This window comes from Streptomyces sp. NPDC015032 (assembly GCF_043080425.1).
GTDB lineage: Bacteria > Actinomycetota > Actinomycetes > Streptomycetales > Streptomycetaceae > Streptomyces.
Genome location: NZ_JBIBVN010000020.1, coordinates 1 through 21,808 on the forward strand (window position 1 = coordinate 1; position 21,808 = coordinate 21,808).

Below are 21,808 nucleotides of genomic sequence, written 5' to 3' on the forward strand. Positions count from 1 at the left end.
CCCTCATCGAGTGGCAGGCCGACTGGCTGCGCCGCGGGCTGCCACTGTCCGGCAAGCCCACCAAGTTCCAGGTCCGCGACGGAAGGTTCTGATCCACTCCATGTCCACTCCCTCCCTCGCGCCGACCCCCGCCCTGGACGCGCTCGCCCACGGTGCGGTGATCCCCGCGCACCCGCTCGCCCTGCACGACGACGGATCCTTCGACGAGCGCCGCCAGCGTGCGCTGACCCGCTACTACCTCGCCTCGGGGGCGGGCGGCGTCGCCGTCGCCGTCCACACCACCCAGTTCGAGATCCGCGAACCGGAGGTCGGTCTGTTCCGGCCGGTCCTGGAGCTCGCCGCCGAGACGATCGACGCCGAGGCCGGCCGGCCGTTCATCAAGGTCGCCGGTGCCTGCGGCTACACGGCGCAGGCCGTCGCCGAGGCCGAGACCGCCGCCGAGCTCGGTTACGACGCGGTGCTGCTCAGCCCGGCCGTGCCCGGCGCGGACGAGAAGGGCCTGCTGGACCGGGCGCGGGCGGTCGGTGAGGTGCTGCCGGTGATCGGCTTCTACCTCCAGGAGGCCGTCGGCGGGCGGTACCTGTCGCCGGGCTTCTGGTCCGCCTTCACCGACCTGCCAAACACGGTCGCGGTGAAGATCGCCCCGTTCGACCGCTACCGCACGGCCGACGTCATACGGGCGGTGGCCGCCGCGGACCGGGCCGGCGAGGTGGCGCTGTACACCGGCAACGACGACGACATCATCGGTGATCTGCTCACCCCGTACGAGACGGCGGGCGGCAGTCCGCGCTGGTTCGCGGGCGGTCTGCTCGGCCAGTGGGCCGTGTGGACGAGCTCCGCGGTCGCACTCCTCGACGACGTCCGCAGGGCGCGCGGCGGTGACCACGAGGCGATGGTGCGCTGCCTGGCCCGGCGCCCCGAACTGACCGACGCCAACAGCGCGGTCTTCGATGTGCGCGGCGCGTTCCGCGGCTGCATCGCCGGGGTCCACGAAGTGCTGCACCGCCAGGGCCTGCTGGCGAACATCCGGTGCCTGGATCCGGCCGAGACGCTCTCCCCCGGGCAGGCGGAGGAGATCAGCCGGGTGGCCGCGGCCTACCCTTGGCTGACCGATGACGCCTTCGTTGCGGAGCACCTCGATGCCTGGCTCTCCTGATCCTGCCGACCGTACCCGGGTGGTCGTCGCCGTTCCGCCGGGTCTGCGGGCCCAGTTCTTCACCCCCGAGGTGTGGCGGGAGCTGGAGCGGGCGGCGGAGCTGACGGTCCTGGACGACCACGCGGACCGGGCGGCGGTGGCCGCGGCGCTGCCCGGTGCCCGCGCGCTCATCACCTCGTGGCGGGCGCCCAGGGTGGACGCCGGACTCCTTGCCTCGGCCGACCGGCTGGAGCTGGTGGCGCACACCGGTTCGGCGGTCGCGCCCTATGTCACGGAGGAGGTGTTCCGGCGGGGCATCCTGGTCACCCAGGCGGGAGACGAGATGGCCCGCCCGGTCGCCGAGGTGGCTCTCGCGTTCACGCTCTCGCTGCTCCACCGCATCCCGCGTTTCGACCACGCCCTGCGCGGCGGGCTGGACTGGGCGGCGGCGAGCGAGGCCCCGCCGCGCCACGAGATCCACGGCAGCGACATCGGCGTGATCGGCGCCTCCCGCACCGGGCGCGCCTACATCGCCCTGGTCCGGGCGATGGGGGCACGAGTGAGCGTCACCGACCCGTACCTCTCCGACACGGACGCCGAGGAGCTCGGTGTGCGGTCCGTACCACTGGAGACGCTGCTGTCGCACAGCAGGATCGTTGCCGTGCACGCACCGGTCACCGAGGAGACCCGCAGGATGATCGGCGCCGAACAGCTGGCGCTCATGCCGGACGGCGCGGGCCTGGTGAACACCGCCAGATCATGGCTGGTCGACGAGGACGCGCTCCTCGCCGAGGTGTCATCGGGCCGTCTGGACGCGGCGGTCGACGTCTTCGACGCCGAACCGCTGCCCGTCGGCCACCCCTTCCGCTCCCTGCCGAACATGCTGCTCACCCCGCATCAGGCGGCGGGCAGCGTCGAATGCCGGCAGCGGCTCGGCACGAGCGCCGTCGACGAAGTACTCCGGCTGATCGCCGGACGCCCCCCGGTCCACGCCGTCACCGCCGACGCCCTCAGCCGTCTGCACTAGGGCCTTTCGTTTGCGTGATCCAAACGAGAGGCCCCAGGGCCTCGTGGCCGGAACGTCCGCGACCGGCCGCGGCCCCTCCCCAACCCCCGTACCCATCAGGAGATTTCACCGTCATGCGATTCATGCGCATCGGCGAGCCGGGCCATGAGCGCCCGGTTGCCGTCTGCCCCGAGGGCCGTCACCACGACCTGTCCGGCATCACCGACGACATCGACGGCGCGTTCCTCGCCGCGCTCGCCGACAACCCGAATCTGATCCCCGCCCAGTCGGCGCTCCCCGGGATCGACATCACGGGTCAGCGGACCGGCGCCCCGGTGGCCCGTCCCTCCGCGCTGCTCTGCATCGGCCAGAACTACGCGGCCCACGCCGCGGAGTCGGGCAGCGAGCCGCCCGAGCAGCCGATCCTCTTCTACAAGTCGCCCAACACCGTCGTCGGCCCGTACGACGACGTGCTGATCCCGCGCGGCTCGAAGAAGACCGACTGGGAGGTGGAACTGGCCGTCGTCATCGGTCGCCGCGCCTCCTACCTGGACTCCCCCGCCGACGCCGCCGCGCACATCGCGGGCTATGCCGTCAGCAACGACGTCTCGGAGCGCGCCTTCCAGCTGGAGGAGTCGGGCGGCCAGTGGTCCAAGGGCAAGAGCTGCGCCACGTTCAACCCGCTGGGTCCGGTACTGGTGACGGCCGACGAGGTCGGTGACCCGCAGCGGCTGCGGCTGCGCAGCTACGTCAACGGGGAGCCGCGGCAGGACTCCAGCACCGCGGACATGATCTTCAGCGTGGCGCACCTGGTGCACCATCTGTCGCAGTACCTGGTGCTGGAGCCCGGCGACATCATCAACACCGGCACCCCGCAGGGCGTGGCACTGTCCGGCCGCTTCCCCTACCTGGGGCCGGACGACGTGATGGAGGTCGAGATCTCGGGCCTGGGTCGGCAGCGCAGCGTCTGCCGACCCGCGTAACCCGGAACGGGTCCCGGGCCGGCCGGTCTCAGTCCTCCGGGAGTTCGACCGGGGCGATGTCGTCGAAGACATCGCCCGGGCCGGGGTTCGCCGCATCGGTCGCGCCGCCGAACTGGGTCATCACGCCCCAGACGGCGTTGAGCGCGGTCTGTACGGCGCCCTCGGCCCATCCTGCCGTCCAGGAGATGTCGTCGCCCGCGAGGAACAGGCCCCGCCGGTCGGCGGGCAGCCGGTCCTGCATGAAGTGGGTGAACAGCCGCCGCTGGTATCGGTAGTGGCCCGGCAGATTGGCCTTGAAGGCACCCATGAAATAGGGCTCGTTCTCCCACGACACCGTCACCGGGTTGCCGATGATGTGCTTCCTGATGTCGACGTTCGGGTAGATCTCCCCGAGCGACTTGAGCATGACGTCCATGCGCTCGTTCGGGGAGAGCGGCAGCCACTTCAGACTGTCGTCGCACCAGGTGTACGAGAGGCAGATGACGGCGGGCCGGTCGGGGCCGTCGTCCAGGAGGTAGGTCCCCCGGGTCATCCGGTCGGTGAGCGTCATCGACATGGTGTCCCGCCCGGTCGGCACCCCCCTGCTGTCGACGGCCTGGTCCAGCCAGAACGGACGGTCGACGGGGACGAACAGCTTGGACGACTCCATGTAGTGGGTGCGCTCCATCGCCGTCCAGTGGTCGATCGGGAAGAGCGCGTCGTCGCAGTCGATCTTCGAGAGCAGCAGCCAGGACTGTCCGGTGAAGATCGCGGCGGGGTAGGTGCGGATGTCGCCGCCGGCGTCGGTGACGGTGATCCGGTTTCCGGCGGTGCGGTGCAGCCGGGTCACGGCGGGGCGCGGTTCGCCCCCGTGCAGCGAGGACAGCGACGTGCCGAGCGGCCAGTGGACGATCTTCCGCGGTTCGCGGTCCCAGAGCCGCAGCGGGAGCTGCTGGCTGCCGCCGACGATTCCCCGGTGGTGGTCGTCCGCCTCGGTGTAGACGACGCGCAGGATCTCCAGGATGGAGTTGGGGAAGTCGGTGTCCCAGCCTCCGGTACCGAAGCCGACCTGGCCGAAGATCTCACGGTGCCGGAACGACGTGAACGCGTCGGAGTCGCAGAGGAATCCGTAGAAGGTCTGGTTGTCGAGCTTCCGGACGAGCTCCGCCCAGATCTCCCGGATGCGCGGCACGTCGCGTTCCCGCATCGCGCGGTTCATGTCGGAGAAGTCCGCGCCCTCCTCCAGACAACGGTTCCAGGCGTCCATCACCTCGCGGTAGACCTGCGGCAGATCGTCGATGGTGCGGGCGTAGTGCGAGGTGCCCTTGAGGTCGACGACGGTCGACGGGGTGGCCGGGGAGAGCGGGTTGGGGAACGGCTTCGTCTCCAGGCCGACCAGATCGATGTAGTGCTGGAGCGCGGTGGAGGACGGCGGGAAGCGCATCGCGCCCATCTCGGCGGTGAGTTCCCCCGCCTCGCCCGCGGAACAGCCCTCGAAGCCGACGGTGCGCAACCGGCCGCCGATCCGGTCCGCCTCGTAGACGACGGGCTTGAGCCCCATCTTCATCAGCTCGTACGCGGCGACGATGCCGGAGAGCCCGCCCCCGATGACGGCGACCTCGGTGCCGTGCTCCGTCGCCGGTATCTGCCCGATCCCCGCGGGGTGCGCCAGGAAGTCGTCGTACGCGTAGGGGAAGTCCGGCCCGAACATGGTGATCGGCTCGGCGGCGTCGGTGTGCTGGACGGCGTTGGGCACCGTGGACGTCATGGGGTACGGACTCCTTGCGCGGAAAAGAGAGGGAACGTGGGCGGCGGGCTCAGAGCCTGTCGAGTGACCTTCGATCGGGTAGCGGACGCGGTCCGGTGCTCAGGCGAGGGAGCCGTACAGACCGGGGCGGCGGTCGCGCAGATACGGATTGGTGGCGCGCGACGTGTTCAGGAACTCCGGGTCGACCTCGCCGACGACCAGTTCCTCGCCGCGTCCGGCGCGGGTACGGACGGTGCCGTCGGGGCCTGCCAGGCAGCTCAGCCCGACGAACTCGAACTCGCCCTCCGGGCCGGTCCTGTTGACGTACGCCACGTACATCTGGCTCTCGAAGGCGCGGACCGGCACGACGGACTCGGCGACGAACTGGAAGGGGTGCATCTGCGCGGTGGGCACCAGCAGCAGGTCAGTTCCCGCGAGGGCGTGCGCCCGGACGTTCTCCGGGAACTCGACGTCGTAGCAGATCATGATCCCGATACGGACGCCGTCGAGTTCGGCCTGGACGACGGGCTGCTCGCCCGGGGTGAACCACTCCTGCTCGAAGGGGCCGAAGAGGTGGGTCTTGCGGTAGTTCGCGAGCGCCGCGCCGTCCGGCCCGATGAGCCGCGCGGCGTTGAAGATCTGCTCGCCCGCGCGCTCCGGGTAGCCGTAGAGGACCGCGAGCCCGTGCCGGGCGGCGATCTCGGCGACGGCTCGGGCGGAAGGACCGTCGGCCGGCTCGGCCAGCCGGGACACCTGGGCCCCGATCGCATACCCGGTCAGGAACAGCTCGGGACAGACCAGCAGCCGGGCCCCGGCCTCCGCCGCCCGCCGCGCCGCTGCGTCGAGCACCTTGATGTTCTCGTCCACGTGCCCGGGTCGTCCGGAACTCTGGAGCAGGGCGGTGCGCAACGGCGGCATGGCTGACCTCGGACGGTGCGGGCGGGGCGGGGACGTATCGACGGTACGGTCCACCGCGCGGGCCCGACAAGACGCGACCGTTGCGTGTGCACCGTCGATCCATTGCGCCCGGACAGTTCGTCCCGGCGATTCATTGCGCGCCCTGTCTTCGCAGGTCAGGCAGGTGACCCAGGTCTCACCCCCGGCGTGCCCCGCCCGGCACGGACAAGCCCGCCCGACACCCGCCGGGCCCGTCCGGCACCCCTATTCCGGCGACCCCGACGAGTACCGCCGCAACAGCGGCGACAGCACCAGCACGGACTTCGTCCGCTCCACGTACGGCTCGCCCGCGATCCGCTCCAGCACCTGCTCGAAGTGCCGCATGTCCGCGGCGAAGACCTGCACGATGGCGTCGGCCTCTCCCGTCACCGTGGAGGCCGACGCGATCTCCGGATACCGGGCGAGTCCCTGCTTGATCGCCTCCGGCGACGTGTTGCGGCTGCAGTAGATCTCGATGAACCCCTCGGTCTCCCACCCCAGCGCCGCCGGGTCCACCCGCACGGTGAAGCCGGTGATCGCGCCCTCGGCGCGCAGCCGGTCCACCCGGCGTTTCACGGCGGGCGCGGACAGGCCGATGATCGCGCCGATGTCCGCGTAGGAGCGCCGGGCGTCTTCGGCGAGGGCGTGGACGATGCGTTCGTCGAGGTCGTTCAGGCGCACTTCGGGCGGTTCACTTCTCTGCGATGGCCGGTCTCGGGGGCGGCAGGGCCGCCCCCGAAGTAGACCACGGCGCCGCCCCGCCGGGCGCGCTCAGCGCAGCGGGTGACCGGTCAGAACGGGAACCGCGAGCGGCCGTACTGCACCGAGATCCACTTCTGGGTGGTGAATGCCTCGACCATCGAGTCGCCGTTCAGCCGGCCGAGGCCGGAGCTCTTCTCGCCGCCGAACGGGACGATCGGCTCGTCGTGGACCGTGCCGTCGTTGATGTGGATCATGCCGGTGTGGACGCGCTGCCCTAGCCGTACGCCGCGCTCGATGTCCCCAGTGTGCACCGCGCCGCTCAGGCCGTACGGGGTGTCGTTGGCGATCCGTACCGCCTCGTCGTCGCCGTCGAACGGCACCAGGAGCGCGACCGGCCCGAAGATCTCCTGGGAGAGGACGGGGGAATCGGCGGCCAGCCCGGTCAGCACGGACGGGCTCACCACGTTGCCGTCGGCCCGGCCGTGCAGCAGGGCGGTGGCACCGGCCTCGACGGTCTGGTCGACGAGCGACGAAATGGCCTCGGCCTGGGAGGAGTTGATCAGCGGGCCGATCACCGTCTCCGGGTCCGCCGGGTCACCGACCGGCAGCGACGCGACCTTGGCGACGAACTTCTCGGTGAACTCTTTCTCCACCGCCCAGTCGACCAGGATGCGGTTCGCGGCCATGCAGACCTGGCCCTGGTGCACGTACCGGCTGAAGACGGCCGCGTCGACGGCGTAGTCCAGATCGGCGTCGTCGAGCACGATGAGGGCGCTGTTGCCGCCGAGTTCGAGCACGGCGCGCTTGAGGTTCGCCGCACACACCGTGGCAACGTGCCGCCCCACCTTGTCCGAACCGGTGAAGGAGATGACCTGCGGAATGGGGTGCTCCAGCAGTGCGTCACCGATCTCGGCGATGTCCGTGACCACGACGTTCAGGAGCCCGGCCGGCAGCCCCGCCTCCTCGAACACCTTCGCCACCAGCGTGCCGCCGCAGACCGGGGTGTTCTGGTGCGGCTTGAGCACGACGGCATTGCCGAGCGCCAGTGCGGGGGCGACCGACTTCAGCGACAGCAGGAACGGGAAGTTGAAGGGGCTGATGACACCCACGACACCGACGGGCACCCGGTAGACGCGGTTCTCCTTGCCCTCGGTCGGCGAGGGCAGTATCTGTCCGGAGGGCCGCAGCGCGAGCTGGACCGACTCCCGCAGGAACTCCTTGGCGAGATGCAGCTCGAAGGCCGCCTTCAGCCGGGTGCCGCCCAGCTCCGCGACGATCGCGTCGCTGATCTCGGGCTCGCGTTCCTCGACGATGCGCAGCGCCCGCTCCAGCACCAGCCGCCGGGCGTACGGGTTGGTGTCGCCCCACGCCCGCTGGGCGGCCTCGGCGGACTGGTACGCCTGGTCCACCTCGTCGGCCGTGGCGACCGTGATCGAGGCGAGCTGCTCCCCGTCGTACGGATTGAAGTCGACGATGTCCCAGGACCCCTTGCCCTGCCTCCACTCTCCGTCGATGTACTGATGGGCCAGGTCGGTGAAGAAGGACATGAGATCCCTTACCACAGAGGAACGGGCGACTGACTGGGGTTCATGTTACTTACGTGTCAACGTGGTTGAGGCGCATAGCCACCGTATCGGAGGGCCCGGAATCGGACATCCGTGCCGCCCGGCGAGGACCTGCGAGGACGCCGGTGCCCCTCCGGGCACGAACAGCCCGGAGGGGCACCGGCGTCGGGTGGCCGCGGGATCAACTCCAGCTGGCGTGCAGCGGCTTGCCCTCGGCGTAGCCTGCGGCGCTCTGCACCCCGACGACCGCCTTCTCCACGAACTCCTCCAGGGAGGCCGCACCGGCGTAGGTGCAGGAGGAGCGGACGCCCGCGATGATCGAGTCGATCAGGTCCTCGACGCCGGGACGGGTCGGGTCGAGGTACATCCGGGAGGTGGAGATGCCCTCCTCGAAGAGCGCCTTGCGGGCCCGGTCGTACGCCGACTCGTCCGACGTACGGTTCTTCACGGCGCGCGCGGACGCCATGCCGAAGGACTCCTTGTAGAAGCGGCCGTCGGCGGACTGCTGGAGGTCGCCGGGCGACTCGTACGTACCGGCGAACCAGGAACCGATCATCACGTTGGACGCGCCCGCGGCGAGCGCCATCGCGACATCGCGCGGGTGCCGGACACCGCCGTCGGCCCAGACGTGCTTGCCGTACTTCTTCGCCTCGGCAGCACATTCCAGGACGGCGGAGAACTGCGGCCGGCCCACGCCCGTCATCATCCGGGTGGTGCACATGGCGCCGGGGCCGACGCCGACCTTGATGATGTCCGCGCCGGCCTCGACGAGATCGCGCACGCCCTCGGCGGCGACGATGTTGCCCGCGACGATCGGCGCCTGCGGGTCGAGCGCCCGGACGGCCCGGACCGCGTTGATCATGGACTCCTGGTGGCCGTGGGCGGTGTCCACGACCAGCGTGTCGATGCCCGCGTCGAGCAGCTGCCCGGCCTTGCCCGCGACATCGCCGTTGATCCCGACCGCGGCGGCGATCCGCAGCCTGCCGCCGGTGTCGGTGGCGGGGGTGTACAGAGTGGCGCGCAGTGCGGCCTTGCGGGTGAGGATGCCGACGAGCCGGCCGTCCGGGTCGACCGCGGGGGCGAGCTTGCGGTGGGCGCCGTCGAGCTTGTTGAAGGCGTCGCGCGGGTCGATGTCCGCGTCGAGCAGCACCAGGTCCCTGGACATCACCTCGGACAGCTGGGTGAACCGGTCGACCCCGGTCAGGTCGTGGTCGGTCACGACACCGACGGGCCGCTGCTCCTCGTCGACGACGACGCCCGCGCCGTGCGCGCGCTTGGGCAGCAGGGACAGGGCGTCGGCGACCGTCTGGCCGGGGGCCAGCACGATCGGTGTGTCGAGCACCAGGTGGCGCGTTTTCACCCAGGAGACGACATCGGTGACGACCTCGATCGGGATGTCCTGGGGGATGACGACGAGCCCGCCCCGGCGGGCGACCGTTTCGGCCATCCGGCGGCCCGCGATGGCCGTCATGTTCGCGACGACGAGCGGGATGGTGGTGCCGGTGCCGTCGGGCGAGGAAAGATCGACACCCTGGCGGGATCCGACCGCCGAACGGCCTGGAACCATGAAGACATCGTCGTATGTGAGGTCGTACGGGACCGAGGGGGAGTCTGTGTAGCGACCGGTACCGGGCTCAAGAAAACGCATAACGCTCATTTTTTCATATGAAATCGAGCGGGTCGCTTCCACGAAGGCACAGCAAGCAACCCCCGCGTTCATGTGTTCCTCCAAGGGGAACGGGCGGGAGTCCCGGGCAAGTGGAACCCGTCTTGCCGACGGATCCTGCCCCGGCCGCATCCGAATCATTCGCGATCATCTTCCCTGGACCTGGTGACAAGGGGTCAGGTAGCTTCAAAACCCGCAGGTCCCGTGGGTCGCCGCGACGCCCCGAAGGAACAGGCGGAAGAGTCATAACTTCCGTCACACGTACGACCGGAGAGGATCAGGACCCACCCGTGGAGAGCGAACTGCCGGACATTTACTGCCCGTTCCCCCAGCGGACGAATCCGCACGTCGGGCACACCAGAGTCCACCTCGACGCCTGGATCCGCGACACCGGTCTGGTATACCGCGATTCAGCCAGGGAGCGCTTCGAGCAGGCGGACTTCGGGGCGTTCGTCGGCATGGTGTACCCGACCGCCGACGAGAGGAATCTCGACCTCGTCGCCGACTGGTTCGTATGGCTGTTTCTCGTCGACGACCAGCTCGACGACGGTCACCTCGGCCGCAGCCCGGAGCGGGTGCGGGACGTGGTCGCCGTGATGCGGTCCGTGATCGAGGGCCGCGGCACGGGTGATCTGCCGGACGAGGAGCTGCCCGCCGCCGTGGTCGCCCTGGTCGATCTGTGGGAGCGGACGACGCCGACCGCTGCGGCGCACTGGAGCACCCGGTTCGGCTGGCACCTGACCAGATATCTCACCACGACCACCACCTGGGAGGCCGGGAACCGGGCCACGGCCGTGGTGCCGTCCGAGGAGACGTACATCGTCAATCGCCGCCACACCGGGGCGATACATGTCTGCATGGACCTGATAGAGATCGTGGCCGGGATCGAGGCACCCGAGTCGATTCACAACGACTCCCGGTTCATCACCGCGCTGGAGGCCTCATGCAACATCGTGTGCTGGGCCAACGACGTGTACTCCTACGAGAAGGAACAGGTGCTCGGCGAGATCCACAACCTCGTCCACCTGGTCAGGCACCACCGCGGATACGGCAAGCGGCAGGCTCTCGAACATGTCTGCGCGGAGATCGCCAGGGAGACGGAACGGTTCCTCGCCGCCGAGGCCGAGCTGCTGGCGGCGTACCCGCAGCTGTCCTGGATGCTCGCGCCGTACCTGGACGGGATGCGGAGCTGGATGCGCGGCAACCTGGACTGGTCGCGGCAGACCCCCCGCTACAACCCGGCCGATGTGAGCCAGTACGAGGAGCCGGAGGAATACCTGGAGGCGACGGTCCTGGGCGTGGCCCGGAACTGAGCCTCCGAGCCGGACACCGCCCGGGCAGCGCATCCGCTGTCCGGGCCCGGCTCCGCGACGGCCCCGGGACGGCCCCGGGACCGATCACCGCCCGTGTCAGACCCCGTCCGGATCCGCCCGCTCCAGCGCCGGCCGCCGCGGCGCCGCCGACTCGGTCAGCAGATAGTCGGCCGCCGCGGTGTCCGTCACCAGGCTGGTGACCAGTCCGGACCGCAGCACCGCACCGATCGCCGCGGCCTTGCGCTGGCCGCCCGCGATCGCCACCACCTCGGGGATCCGGCGCAGCCGGTCGGCCTCGACCGTGATGCACCGCTCCCCCAGGTCCCGGCCGACCCGCCGCCCCTCCGTGTCGAAGAGGTGCGCGGACATCTCCGCGGCGACGCCGAGCGACGCGTAGTGCGCCCGCTCCTCGTCCGTGAGCATGTCGTGGACGGTCGAGATGCCCGGCTCCCAGGAGCCGATGGACACCGCGGCGACCGTCACCTTGTCGAAGTACTCGAAGGCGCGCGCGATACCGGTCTGGTGGCGCAGCGCGGCGGCCGTGGCCGGGTCGGGGAGCAGCATCGGCGCATAGATCGGGTGGGCCTCACCGCCGGCCACCTGGGCGGCCCGGCGGACCGCCTCGACCGAGCCGCGCTCGGCCGTCCCCGCGTCGTACACCCCGGTGAGCTGCACGACCGTGCACGGCGGCAGCCGGTCGAGAGCCGCGGCCATGTGAATCGTGGAGCGGCCCCAGGCCAGGCCGAGCACATCCCCCTCGTTCACCAGTTCGCCGAGGAGATCGGCCGCGACCTCCCCCAGGTTCTCCGGGTCGGGTGCGTCGTCCTGCTCCTCCGCGGGGGATTCGACGACGACCGCGTGACGCAGCCCGTAGCGGGCCCGGAGCGCGTCGGAGCGCTCGGCGTCCAGCTCCGCGGGGACGCGGATCTCGATTCTCACGAGGTCGCGCTCGAGCGCCGTCTCCAGGACCCGGGCCACCTTGAAGCGGCTGACGCCGAACTCCTCGGCGATCTGGATCTTCGACTTTCCTTCGAGGTAGAAGCGGCGGGCCATGGCCGCCGCCTGCACCAGCTCCGCGGGCCCCATCCGCAGGGCGGACCGGCCCGCCGACATTGCAGACACCGCGATCTCCTCACTGCTGTTCACACTCTCGATACGCCGTTCATCCTGTCAGATCCGGCGCCCCTTGATCGGTCCCGTCGGACCACGTTCATCTGCCCTTGACCGGGCCGCCCCGCAATCGGGGGCCGGAGTGGGTTCCGGCTCCCGTTCCGGTTTCAGTGACGGCACGCCCAGGCCGCCGAGGCGGTGGCCGCGTCGGCGCTGGCCCGCAGCGCGCGCACCGCTTCGGCCGGGTCCTCGGCCCCGTACACCGCCGAACCCGCGACGAACACATCCGCGCCGGCCTCGGCGCACCGCTCGATCGTCGACTCGGAGACTCCTCCGTCGACCTGGAGCCAGAGCTCGAGTCCGTGCTTCGAGATGAGCTCACGGGTGCGGCGGATCTTCGGCAGCATGATGTCCAGGAATGCCTGGCCGCCGAAGCCCGGTTCCACCGTCATGATCAGCAGCATGTCGAGTTCGGGGAGCAGGTCCTCGTACGGCTCGATGGGCGTCGCGGGCCGCAGCGCCATGGAGGCGCGGGCGCCCTTGGCCCGGATCTCCCGCGCCAGCCGTACGGGGGCTGCCGCCGCCTCCACGTGGAAGGTGACGGATCCGGCGCCCGCCTCGACGTACTGCGGCGCCCAGCGGTCCGCGTCCTCGATCATCAGATGGCAGTCCAGCGGCGTGTCCGTGGCCCGGCTGAGCGATTCCACGATGGGCACGCCGAGGGTCAGATTGGGCACGAAGTGGTTGTCCATCACATCGACGTGGAGCCAGTCGGCACCTTCGACCGCTTTCGCCTCCTCGGCGAGACGGGCGAAATCGGCGGACAGGATGCTGGGGTTGATCTGGGCCATGTGCCAAGCCTGCCATGTTCCGCGCCACTTCCCCGCCTCAGTGCGGGCCAAAGCCTCACGGGATCATTACAGTTCACGGAACCCGGGCCTCCCGCTCCGCGCGATCCGGGGCACAGGTGCCTGTCGGGTTACCCCACTCCACTCCGGTGACCTGGGGTTTTGCCGGTCGTCGCAGGCATGGGCCGGGCAATTCCGGCTCCGGCGGCTCGACCAGGAACGCCATCACCTCACCCGGTCCGGGCCCATCCAACCGACTGCTCTGCCCCGGCGGCCTCCGGCACACCGCGGCAGCAGGCCCACCGCGCGGAACGGTCGTCCCCTTTTCCGTGGCGGCAACTTTTCCGTGGCGGCAACGCTGTCGGCCCGCCGGGCCGCCGGGCCGCCGAAAACGCCCGGCGGACCACCTGAGGCCGGAGCGCCGCGTGGGCCGGCCAGTGGTCCAGCAGCGCGTGGTCGTCCGTCACCGTCACCCGGTCGTTCTCCGGCGGGCGGCCCGCGCTCGCACCGCAGCACCTCGGGCGTCCGGGTGCCACCTGCATCCAGCCGCATCAGCTCCCGCGGGTTCAACGACATCGGGGCTGGTCAGCAGCGGTTCCGGCAGCCACTCGCCCACGTATTCCTCACGGCTGCACGACAACGTCCGCAGGCGGTTGAGCGCTTGCCGCGTGACAATCCGGACGAGGTACGCCCGCAGATCACGCACCTGCGCGTGGTCGACGGCGGCCCACCGCAGCCAGGACTCCTGCAGCACGTCCTCCGCATCGGCCGCCGACCCGAGCATCTCGTGGGCGACCGTGAACAGCAGGCTGCGATGGGCGACGAACGGATCCTCGGTCATGCCGTCGACGCCACCGTGGGCTTCTCGGGACGCGCGGCCAGCGGAATCTCGCACGCGTCGGAGTACCCCTGGGACGTGATCCCGTGCGCCGTGTTGATCCTGGTCGAGAGGTTGGCAAAGCCGATGGACACGGTGAGCTCGACCATCGCAGCCGGGCCGAGCCGGCCGAGCAGACTCGCCGAGAGCTCGTCGGTGACGGTCGGCGGCGTGTTCGTCATCGCCTCGGCGTACTCCATCACCTCCCGCTCCAGCGGCGTGAACACCTCCGACTCCCGCCAGCGCGGCACCTGGCTCGCCTTCGCCACGTCCAGGCTCTGGTTCAGCGCCGCGAAGTAGTTGACGTCGAGGCACCAGCTGCAGCCGATCTGCGCCGCAACAGCCATGTGCGCGAACGTCTTGAGGCTCGCGTCGACCGTGTCCCACGCGCCCACCCTGGCCGAGAACTCCAGGTTGGACGTGGCGACGTCGGGGTTGTGGAACACCACCTCGACGGGCTCGGGCACGGCACCGAACTGCTTGATCAGGTTCTCCCTCATCCCGGTGGGAAGTTCCGCCTTCGGAATGCGCGGTGTCATGGTGTTCTCCTTGTCCGGTGGCCTGTTGACCTGTTGGCCTGTCCGACATGAAGACACCGCCGGGCCCGCGAATGTGACAACCACCGCCACCGCGCGTGGTTCGTCGGCGCGCACGGGCCCGTCAAGCCGCTCCGGGACGACGGCGGCCGGAAGGGCGTTCCTCGTCGCCGGACACATCCGGTCCGGTCTGCTCCCGAGAGCGGGGACGAACCGGCGCAACCGGCGGCGGCCCGGTCCGTCGATTCTGGTCGCGGGCGCCGATCGGCTGGACGCGGTCGGCAGCCGGCGGCGGCGCGTGCCGGCCGCCTTCCGTGACAGCGCGGGCCCGGGCGCCCCTGCACGAGGGACCGCTCGGGCCCGCGGGCCACCTGCCCGGCGTGATCTGTCAGGCGTAGTAGTGGATGGTTCCGTGGAGCGCTGCTGTCGTTCCTTCGCAACGCTGCAGGAAGGTGGCTGCGAGGGCCTTGACCTTGCCCTGCTCGTCGGTGGCGAGCCGAGTGATGGTGAGCTCCCCGGCACCGGGGCTGCAGCCACGGCTGCCGTGCGAGACGGAGAGGAACGCGGCGGTCTCATCGCCGATGTCGGCCGTCTGGTAGGTGCGCCCCGCTTGAAGCTGCTCGCCCTCCGGGGCCGCGAACCGCACACTCCACGATTCGCGCTTGCCCGACCCCGTGTAGTCGACGATGCCGTTCACGGAGCCGGTGAGCTGGAAGAGGCTGGTGGCTCCGGTGTAGCTGGTGCTGGTCCCACCCCCGATGTAGTCGCCGGCCTCGCTGGTATAGGCGTAGGAGAGAGGGAACGCCCGGTACTTGATGTTCCCGGTGAGCGCGGGCGCATCAGCGCTCTCGCACCGCTGTGTGAAGGTCAGGTCCACCAGGGTCGCCAGGCCCGATGCGTCGAACTCGATCTGGTTGACGGTGAATTGGCCGAATACCTCGTTGCACCCCCGGCTGAAGCCGGAGGCGTCCAAGCCCGGCGCCCGCCCGGAACGGGCGGAGACACGCTCCGCGTCCCGGTAGACCCCGGGCCGCAGCGGCTCCCCTCGGGGCGCGGCGAGTGCGATCGTCCAGAAGCTCGTGGAGAGCACGACCTTCTCAGGGCTGGGGTCGACGGCAATGTTGTTCACCGTCACGCCGTCGTACGTGCCCGACCCGCCGCCTCCGACCCAATCACCCTGTTCGCTGCTGTACGAGTACGACGAGACCGCCACCGGCTCCGCACCCGTCGCCCGATCCCGGGCCGGTGCCGCCCGGGCAGGTGTCGCCTGTGCCCCGACCCCCGTGAGGGCGAGCCCCACCGCCAGCGCCACACCGATCCGTCTCGCGCTCATCCAGAACCGCATGAGAATCCCCTCCCTGGAGCACCTGTTCGATACAGGTGATCGATCCCTACCCGCCCGCCCCGGGCGATGACACCTCGCGTCGGTGCCGTCGATCGATGCCCCGCGGCCGTAACGGGCTCAGCGGGCAGGTCCACCGCTCGCATCGGACTGCGCGAGGATGTGCCGAAGCCGGCGGAAACGGGCGTCGCGGGCGTCCTGGCTGATAGCTGATAGCGGCCCGTGGTGCGAAGGTGCCGAAGCCGTGGAAGGCCCCCGGCGATACACGCAGTTCGGCCTGGCCACCGGCCCGCCGGATCGCATGGACGCAGGCCACGTCCTCATCCCTCAAGGTCTCGGCCGCCCCTACCTCGATGCGGGCCGGGGGCGACTCGGACAGATCCGTGGCGCGGGCGCGAGCCGCGCAGGCTCGAAGCGGTCGGCGACTACGTGAAGTCCACCGAGCGACTCGCCCGCCCGGAGACCCGGAGCGTCGGCCTGGTCCGGGCCGCAGCATCCCGCTCCCGCCGGGCCGCAAGGTTCTCCAGCCGCCGACAGGGACGCGGCCGCGTCAGGCGGTCCGCCGCAGCAGCGCCAGGTACATCGCGTCCGTGCCATGCAGATGCGGCCACAGCTGGACGTCGGGACCGTCGCCGAGCGCGGGCACTCCCGGCATCAGCGGGCGGGCGTCGACCCACTCCGCCTCGACCGGTTCACCGCCTCGCCCCTTGAGCACGTCCTCGACGACGACCCGGGTCTCCGCGAGATGCGGCGAGCAGGTCGCGTAGCCGACGATGCCGCCGACCCGTACCGCCTTCAACGCCTCGCGCAGCAGCCCGCGTTGCAGTGGTGCGAAGCCCTCCAGGTCCTCCGGGCGTCGCCGCCAGCGCGCTTCCGGGCGGCGGCGCAGCGCGCCGAGGCCCGAGCACGGCACATCCATCAGGATCCGGTCGAAGGAGCCGGGCCGCCACGGCGGGCGGGTGCCGTCGGCGGTGATCACCTGGTACGGGCCGGGGTTGCCGGCGAGCGCGCGCTCGACGAGGCGGGCCCGGTGCGGCTGCTTCTCGGCGGCGAGCAGGGCGGCTCCGCGTTCGGCGGCGAGGGCTGCCAGCAGGGCGGCCTTGCCACCGGGCCCGGCACAGCCGTCGAGCCAGCGGGTGTCGCTGCCCTCCACCGGCGCGTCGGCGACGGCGACGGCCACCAGCTGACTGCCCTCGTCCTGGACTCCGGCGCGGCCCTCCTGCACGGCCGTGAGGGCGCCCGGCTCGCCGCCCTCGCCCATCCGTACGGCATGGGGCGACCAGCGGCCCGGCAGGCCGTTGTCGTCACCGAGGGCGGTGAGGAGCTCATCGGTGGTGGCGCGGCCGGGGCGGGCGACCAGGGTGACCTCCGGCCGTTCGTTGTCCGCTTCGAGGAGGTCCTCGATCCCGGCACGGCCACCGCCCAGCGCGTCCCAGAGGGCGGACACGACCCACCGCGGATGCGAGTGGACGACCGCGAGATGGTCCTCGGCGTCCTCGTCGTACGGCGGGGCGACACGCGCCACCCAGCCGTCGAGGTCGTCCGCGGAGACCTTCCGCAGGACGGCGTTGACGAACTTCGCACGCCCCTCGCCGAGGACCACCCGGGCCAGCTCCACGCTGGCGGAGACGGCGGCATGGGTGGGGATGCGGGTGCCGAGCAGCTGGTGCGCACCCATGGTGAGCACGTCGAGGACCGGCGGGTCGACCTCGCGCAGCGGCCGGTCGATGCAGGCCGCGACGATCGCGTCGTACGTCCCCTGGCGGCGCAGCGTCCCGTAGACCAGCTCGGTCGCCAGCGCCGCGTCCCGGCTGTCGAAGTCGCCCTTGGCCCGGGCCTTCTTCAGCAACGGGGGCAGAACGAGGTTGGCGTACGCATCGCGTTCGTCGACGGCTCTGAGCGCTTCGAAGGCGAGGAACCGGACGGGGTCCTTCTTGGGGCGGCGATGCGGCTTGGCGGGACGGCGACGCTGCTGGTCGTTCACGTGAAAGGTGCTCCGCTGATGGTGAGGGGGCGAACCCTCCCAGCGTACGTCGCCGCCCCGCTCCCCGATCCGGCCCGATCCAAACGAAAGACCCTAGCCGCCCAGCAGCTCGCCGTGGACGATCCGCACCCCGCGGGCCCAGTCCGCGGCCCGCATCGGCTTCTTGCCCTGCGGCTGCACCCAGAGCAGTTCGACGGCGTGCGATCCGGTGCCCACGTACACGTTGTTCTTGGCCGCCGACAGTTCGCCGGGGGCCAGGTCGGCGCGGTCCAGTACGGGCGCCGCCTGGATCAGCTTCAGCCGTTCCCCGCGGAACAACGTCCACGCCCCCGGAGCGGGTGTGCAGCCGCGCACCACCCGGTCGACCCGCAGGGCGGGGGCGGACCACTGCACCTGGGCGTCCTCGACGGTGATCTTCGGTGCGAGGGTGACGCCGTCGGCGGGCTGCGGCACGGCGTGCAGCGATCCGTCCTCGATGCCGTCCATGGTCGCGACCAGCAGCCCGGCACCGGCGAACGCCAGCCGGGTGAGCAGGTCGCCGCTGGTGTCGGTGGGCCGTACCTCTTCGGTGAGCACGCCGTACACCGGGCCGGAGTCGAGTCCCTCCTCGATCAGGAAGGTCGACGCACCGGTCACCTCGTCCCCCGCCATGATCGCGTGCTGCACGGGAGCCGCGCCGCGCCAGGCGGGCAGCAGCGAGAAGTGGAGGTTGACCCAGCCGCGGGCGGGTACGTCGAGCGTGGTCTTGGGCAGCAGTGCCCCGTAGGCGACGACCGGACAGCAGTCCGGGGCGATCTCCCGCAGCCGCGCCAGGAAGTCCTCGTCGCGCGGGCGGGCGGGCTTGAGCACCTCGATCCCGGCCTCCTCGGCACGCTCGGCGACGGGGCTGGCGACCAGGCGGCGGCCTCGCCCGGCGGGGGCGTCGGGCCGGGTGACGACGGCGGCCACCTCGTGCCGGCCGGAGGCGATCAGGGCGTCCAGGGCGGGTACGGCTACCTCGGGGGTGCCTGCGAAGACGAGCTTCATGGGTGGCTGACTGCCTCTCAGGCCGAAACGTACGGTGACGAGCAACGCACAAGTCTATGGGCCGGGCGCCCGGGGGGCGTACGCATCACTGCGCGCCCCTTGGATATGCGCACGCGCCCCTCCAGCGTGACCAGATCCACGGCTGACGCGTTGGTCAAGAGAGATTGACCGAAGCGAGCCGCCACGGTGCGGCCCGATCCCTTTCAACGCCGGTTCGAGAGGCTTCTTCATGGCCGACCACGCAACCCACGACGCCCAAGCGAGGGCCAGCCTGCATCTGTTGGTGCGGGACATCGAGCGGGTCCGGCGGCAGGTGGACGCGTTGCGCACGCTCACCGCCCAACTGGGCAACGTCTACCGTCCGCGCCGCTCCGGCCCGTCCACGGGCTTCGTCGTCTACGGCAGGGCCCCGGCCCCCACGGTCAGGCTGGCCCAGGAACTGCGCGACAGCGTCGAGACCCTGGTCACCGCAGCAGTGGACTTCGACCGCTCACTGGGCTTCTCCTGGGACGCGGTGGGCTCCGCGCTCGGGGTCACCAAACAGGCGGTGCACCGCCGCTACGGCGCCCGCCGCAACGCCCGGCAGCCAGGGCCGGCGGACACCACCGCGGAGACCTCGGTACCGCGTCCCCTGCCCATGGCGCCCGGCTCCACCGGCGCACCGGCGCTGCCCGCCGTACCCGCCGCGCGCTCCATGCCCCCGCAGCCGTCCGCGGACCGCCCGTTACTGCGCGAGGATCTGCGCCCCGGCGTCTTCCCCGGCCCACGCAACGGCTGACCACCTCACCCATCCTGCCCCGCCGCGCCCCGCCGCACGGCGGGGCAGCCGCATCGAGGGCGGTGCAATCACCGACCGCGCCGCGTCCGGCCCGCCCACTCGTCGTCACCCGATGTCCGGCGGGTCCACCCTGATCCGGACCTGCTCACCGCTCCCCCGGGACATCCGTGCCGCCTGCGCCGCCTTCAACGCGGCAGCGAGCGCCGCCCCGCTGCCCGGAGGCACCCTGAGCAGCACCCGCTCCCACGACTGCCCCGGCGGCGCGTCCCCGGGCCTGCGGGGTCTGCCGGGCTCGGCGCCCGGCACCGGGACCGGGCCGAGCACCTCGGCCCGGGGCGGCAGTTCGGCCGCCGCGAGAAACGCGGCGAGCGCCTCCGGCGTACCTGTCGCCGAGGCCATCCGGGAGACCGGCGGAAAGCCGAGTTCGGCCCGCTCCGCCAGCTCGCGACGGGCGTGTCCCACCGGGTCCCAGCGCACCAGGGCCTGCACCGGCCGCAGGGTCGGCTCGGCGACGATCACCACTGTGCCGCCTTCCGGCTGCCCCCGTACCAGCGAGGCCGCGGCCGTCCAGCGGCGCAGCGCTTCCTCACCGGCCCGCAGGTCGGGACGGCCGACCATCGCCCACCCGTCCAGCAGCAGCGCCGCCGCGTAGCCGCCCTCGGCGACGGGTTCGGCGCCCGGGGTACTGACGACCAGTGCCGGCACGTCCGGCACCGAGTCCAGGATGTGGTCGCGGCCCGACGTCCGTACCGGCACGGCGGGGAACGCCCGGCCCAGCTCCTCGGCGGTGCGGCGGGCGCCGACGATCTGGGCCCGCAGCCGGTTGGAACCACAGGCGACGCAGTGCCAGGCGGTCTCGGCCCGTCCGCACCAGGCGCAGTCGAGATCCCGTTGGTCCGGCGCCTGAAGCGGTCCGGCACAGTGCCGGCACCGAGCGGGTTCACGGCAGCGCTCGCAGGCCAGACGGGGCGCGTATCCGCGGCGCGGCACCTGGACGAGGACGGGGCCGCTGCGCAGCCCGTCCCGTACGGTCTGCCAGGCCAGACTGGGCAACCGGGCCGCCCGCGCGGCCCCGTCCCGCGCCAGCTCCCCGTCGCCGACGGTACGCACCAGGGGCGCCGCCGTCCGCAGCTGCTCCCGGTCCGCGCGCAGCGGCAGCGCCCAGCCGCTCTCCACCAGCTGAGCGGCCTCCACCGTGCAGTTCGTACCGCCGAGCAGGAACGCGCACCGGCCGTGCGCGGCCCGTAGTTCGAGCACCTCCCGCACGTGCGGGAAGGGGGCGTTGTCGTCGCTGTGGCTGGAGTCCCCGTCGTCCCAGACGGCGACCAGCCCGAGATCGGCGACGGGCGCGAACATCGCGGCCCTCGTTCCGACGACCGCCCGCACGGAGCCGCGCCGCACGGCGAGCCACTCCCGGTACCGCTTCTCCGGTCCGGAGTCGGCGGTCAGCAGCGCGTGGCGTCCCCGGCCGAGCAGTGCGGTGAGTGCGGCATCGACCCGCCCTGCGGCCCGGCCGTCGGGCACGACGACGAGTGCGCCGCGCCCGGAGGCGAGAGTCGCGGCCATGGCCCTGGCGATCTCCTCGGGCCAGTGCGGGCCGGGCAGCGCGGTCCAGACGGCACGGGGCTCACCGCCCTCGGCCAGTGCCCGCAGGAACGCGGGCCCCCGTGCGTATCTCTCCCAGCTGCCGGCCGACGGGGCGGGCGGCGGGGGCAGCGGCTCGGGCGAGGGCTTGGCCTCGGCCCGTCCGTTCCTGGGGGGTACGGCGAGTTGCAGCACATCGGCGAGGCTGCCCGCGTAGCGGTCCGCGACAGCCCGCGAGAGGGCGAGCAGCTCCGGTCCCAGCACCGGTTCCGGCGATACGACGTAGGCGAGCGCGGCGAGGGCACCCGTGTAGTCCGATTCGGCGCGCCGCTCGACGAGGAACCCGTCGATCAGCCCGCCGCCCTCGCGCCGGCCGCCGCGGACATTGCGGGCCCCGGCCCCGAATCGCACCCGCACCCGCACCCCGGGCTGCGCGTCGGCGTCGAGCTCCTCGGGGACGGCATAGTCGAAGTACTGGTCGAGATGGAGCACGCCCTTGTTGACCAGCACCCGGGCGACAGGCAGCTCCTTGGCGAGTGCCGCGCCACGCCACGTCCGCGGCTTCGCCCGCGGCACCTTCGCCTTCCGTACCGTCTCCCGAATCAGCGCAAGCTGCTCCGGGGTCCCGCTCCCGGGGTCCTCGGACCGCTCGTTTTCGCTGCTCACAGCCAAATTCCTACCAGACTCCACT

Annotated in this window: 18 protein-coding genes and 1 pseudogene; 5 read left to right on the plus strand and 14 right to left on the minus strand. The window is 71.5% G+C overall.

Annotated elements, in window-relative coordinates; genetic code table 11:
* The first annotated feature begins 100 nt into the window (after positions 1–100).
* The 3 genes from ACF08M_RS25170 to ACF08M_RS25180 all read left to right on the plus strand — a co-directional run bounded on the left by ACF08M_RS25170 (position 101) and on the right by ACF08M_RS25180 (position 3,124).
* Positions 101–1,156, plus strand: coding sequence for a dihydrodipicolinate synthase family protein (locus tag ACF08M_RS25170; RefSeq protein WP_392187543.1), 1,056 nt, complete (start codon positions 101–103; stop codon positions 1,154–1,156).
* Positions 1,140–2,162, plus strand: a complete 1,023-nt coding sequence (locus ACF08M_RS25175; protein ID WP_392187544.1) for a hydroxyacid dehydrogenase — start codon at positions 1,140–1,142, stop codon at positions 2,160–2,162. The genes ACF08M_RS25170 and ACF08M_RS25175 overlap by 17 nt, the downstream gene beginning before the upstream one ends.
* Before the next feature lie 113 nt (positions 2,163–2,275).
* Positions 2,276–3,124, plus strand: coding sequence for a fumarylacetoacetate hydrolase family protein (locus ACF08M_RS25180; RefSeq protein ID WP_392187545.1), 849 nt, complete (start codon positions 2,276–2,278; stop codon positions 3,122–3,124).
* Between the two features lie 28 nt (positions 3,125–3,152).
* Here ACF08M_RS25180 and ACF08M_RS25185 read toward each other — a convergent pair whose 3' ends face one another.
* From ACF08M_RS25185 to ACF08M_RS25205, 5 genes are all read right to left on the minus strand, one after another.
* Complete coding sequence (locus tag ACF08M_RS25185) at positions 3,153–4,871, minus strand: flavin monoamine oxidase family protein (RefSeq protein WP_392187546.1); 1,719 nt, start codon at positions 4,869–4,871, stop codon at positions 3,153–3,155.
* Between the two features lie 99 nt (positions 4,872–4,970).
* Positions 4,971–5,768: a carbon-nitrogen hydrolase family protein gene (locus tag ACF08M_RS25190; RefSeq protein WP_392187547.1), complete on the minus strand. Its 798-nt coding sequence runs from the start codon at positions 5,766–5,768 to the stop codon at positions 4,971–4,973.
* Positions 5,769–6,011: 243 nt separating this feature from the next.
* Complete coding sequence (locus tag ACF08M_RS25195; RefSeq protein WP_351202323.1) at positions 6,012–6,467, minus strand: Lrp/AsnC family transcriptional regulator; 456 nt, start codon at positions 6,465–6,467, stop codon at positions 6,012–6,014.
* Positions 6,468–6,577: 110 nt separating this feature from the next.
* Positions 6,578–8,035 carry an aldehyde dehydrogenase family protein gene (locus ACF08M_RS25200; RefSeq protein WP_392187548.1) on the minus strand — a complete coding sequence of 486 codons (1,458 nt, stop codon included), beginning with the start codon at positions 8,033–8,035 and terminating at the stop codon, positions 6,578–6,580.
* A gap of 199 nt (positions 8,036–8,234) precedes the next feature.
* Positions 8,235–9,701 (minus strand): GuaB1 family IMP dehydrogenase-related protein, encoded by a 1,467-nt coding sequence (locus ACF08M_RS25205; RefSeq protein WP_392187549.1) that lies wholly within the window; start codon positions 9,699–9,701, stop codon positions 8,235–8,237.
* A 308-nt stretch (positions 9,702–10,009) separates the two neighbouring features.
* On the opposite strand from ACF08M_RS25205, the gene ACF08M_RS25210 reads away from it, so the two are divergent.
* A complete protein-coding gene (locus ACF08M_RS25210; protein WP_392187550.1) occupies positions 10,010–11,032 on the plus strand; it encodes a terpene cyclase in 1,023 nt (340 codons plus the stop codon).
* Between the two features lie 96 nt (positions 11,033–11,128).
* On the opposite strand, the gene ACF08M_RS25215 is transcribed toward ACF08M_RS25210, so the two are convergent.
* From ACF08M_RS25215 to fmt, 8 genes and pseudogenes are all read right to left on the minus strand, one after another.
* Positions 11,129–12,145 carry a sugar-binding transcriptional regulator gene (locus tag ACF08M_RS25215; RefSeq protein ID WP_383975331.1) on the minus strand — a complete coding sequence of 339 codons (1,017 nt, stop codon included), beginning with the start codon at positions 12,143–12,145 and terminating at the stop codon, positions 11,129–11,131.
* 164 nt (positions 12,146–12,309) lie between these two features.
* Positions 12,310–12,993, minus strand: coding sequence for a ribulose-phosphate 3-epimerase (gene rpe / locus ACF08M_RS25220; RefSeq protein WP_392187551.1), 684 nt, complete (start codon positions 12,991–12,993; stop codon positions 12,310–12,312).
* Positions 12,994–13,555: 562 nt separating this feature from the next.
* A pseudogene (locus tag ACF08M_RS25225) lies at positions 13,556–13,831 on the minus strand (sigma factor); the annotation flags it as partial.
* Complete coding sequence (locus ACF08M_RS25230) at positions 13,828–14,406, minus strand: carboxymuconolactone decarboxylase family protein (RefSeq protein WP_392187552.1); 579 nt, start codon at positions 14,404–14,406, stop codon at positions 13,828–13,830. The gene ACF08M_RS25230 and the pseudogene ACF08M_RS25225, both read right to left, overlap by 4 nt.
* Before the next feature lie 385 nt (positions 14,407–14,791).
* Positions 14,792–15,748 carry a hypothetical protein gene (locus ACF08M_RS25235; protein WP_392187553.1) on the minus strand — a complete coding sequence of 319 codons (957 nt, stop codon included), beginning with the start codon at positions 15,746–15,748 and terminating at the stop codon, positions 14,792–14,794.
* 46 nt (positions 15,749–15,794) lie between these two features.
* Positions 15,795–16,241 carry an alpha/beta hydrolase gene (locus ACF08M_RS25240; protein ID WP_392187554.1) on the minus strand — a complete coding sequence of 149 codons (447 nt, stop codon included), beginning with the start codon at positions 16,239–16,241 and terminating at the stop codon, positions 15,795–15,797.
* 54 nt (positions 16,242–16,295) lie between these two features.
* Complete coding sequence (locus ACF08M_RS25245; RefSeq protein ID WP_392187555.1) at positions 16,296–17,729, minus strand: RsmB/NOP family class I SAM-dependent RNA methyltransferase; 1,434 nt, start codon at positions 17,727–17,729, stop codon at positions 16,296–16,298.
* Positions 17,730–17,822: 93 nt separating this feature from the next.
* Positions 17,823–18,755 carry a methionyl-tRNA formyltransferase gene (gene fmt, locus ACF08M_RS25250; RefSeq protein ID WP_392187556.1) on the minus strand — a complete coding sequence of 311 codons (933 nt, stop codon included), beginning with the start codon at positions 18,753–18,755 and terminating at the stop codon, positions 17,823–17,825.
* Between the two features lie 229 nt (positions 18,756–18,984).
* On the opposite strand from fmt, the gene ACF08M_RS25255 reads away from it, so the two are divergent.
* Positions 18,985–19,533, plus strand: coding sequence for a hypothetical protein (locus ACF08M_RS25255; protein WP_392187557.1), 549 nt, complete (start codon positions 18,985–18,987; stop codon positions 19,531–19,533).
* A 105-nt stretch (positions 19,534–19,638) separates the two neighbouring features.
* Here ACF08M_RS25255 and ACF08M_RS25260 read toward each other — a convergent pair whose 3' ends face one another.
* Positions 19,639–21,783, minus strand: coding sequence for a primosomal protein N' (locus ACF08M_RS25260; RefSeq protein WP_392187558.1), 2,145 nt, complete (start codon positions 21,781–21,783; stop codon positions 19,639–19,641).
* Positions 21,784–21,808: the final 25 nt, after the last annotated feature.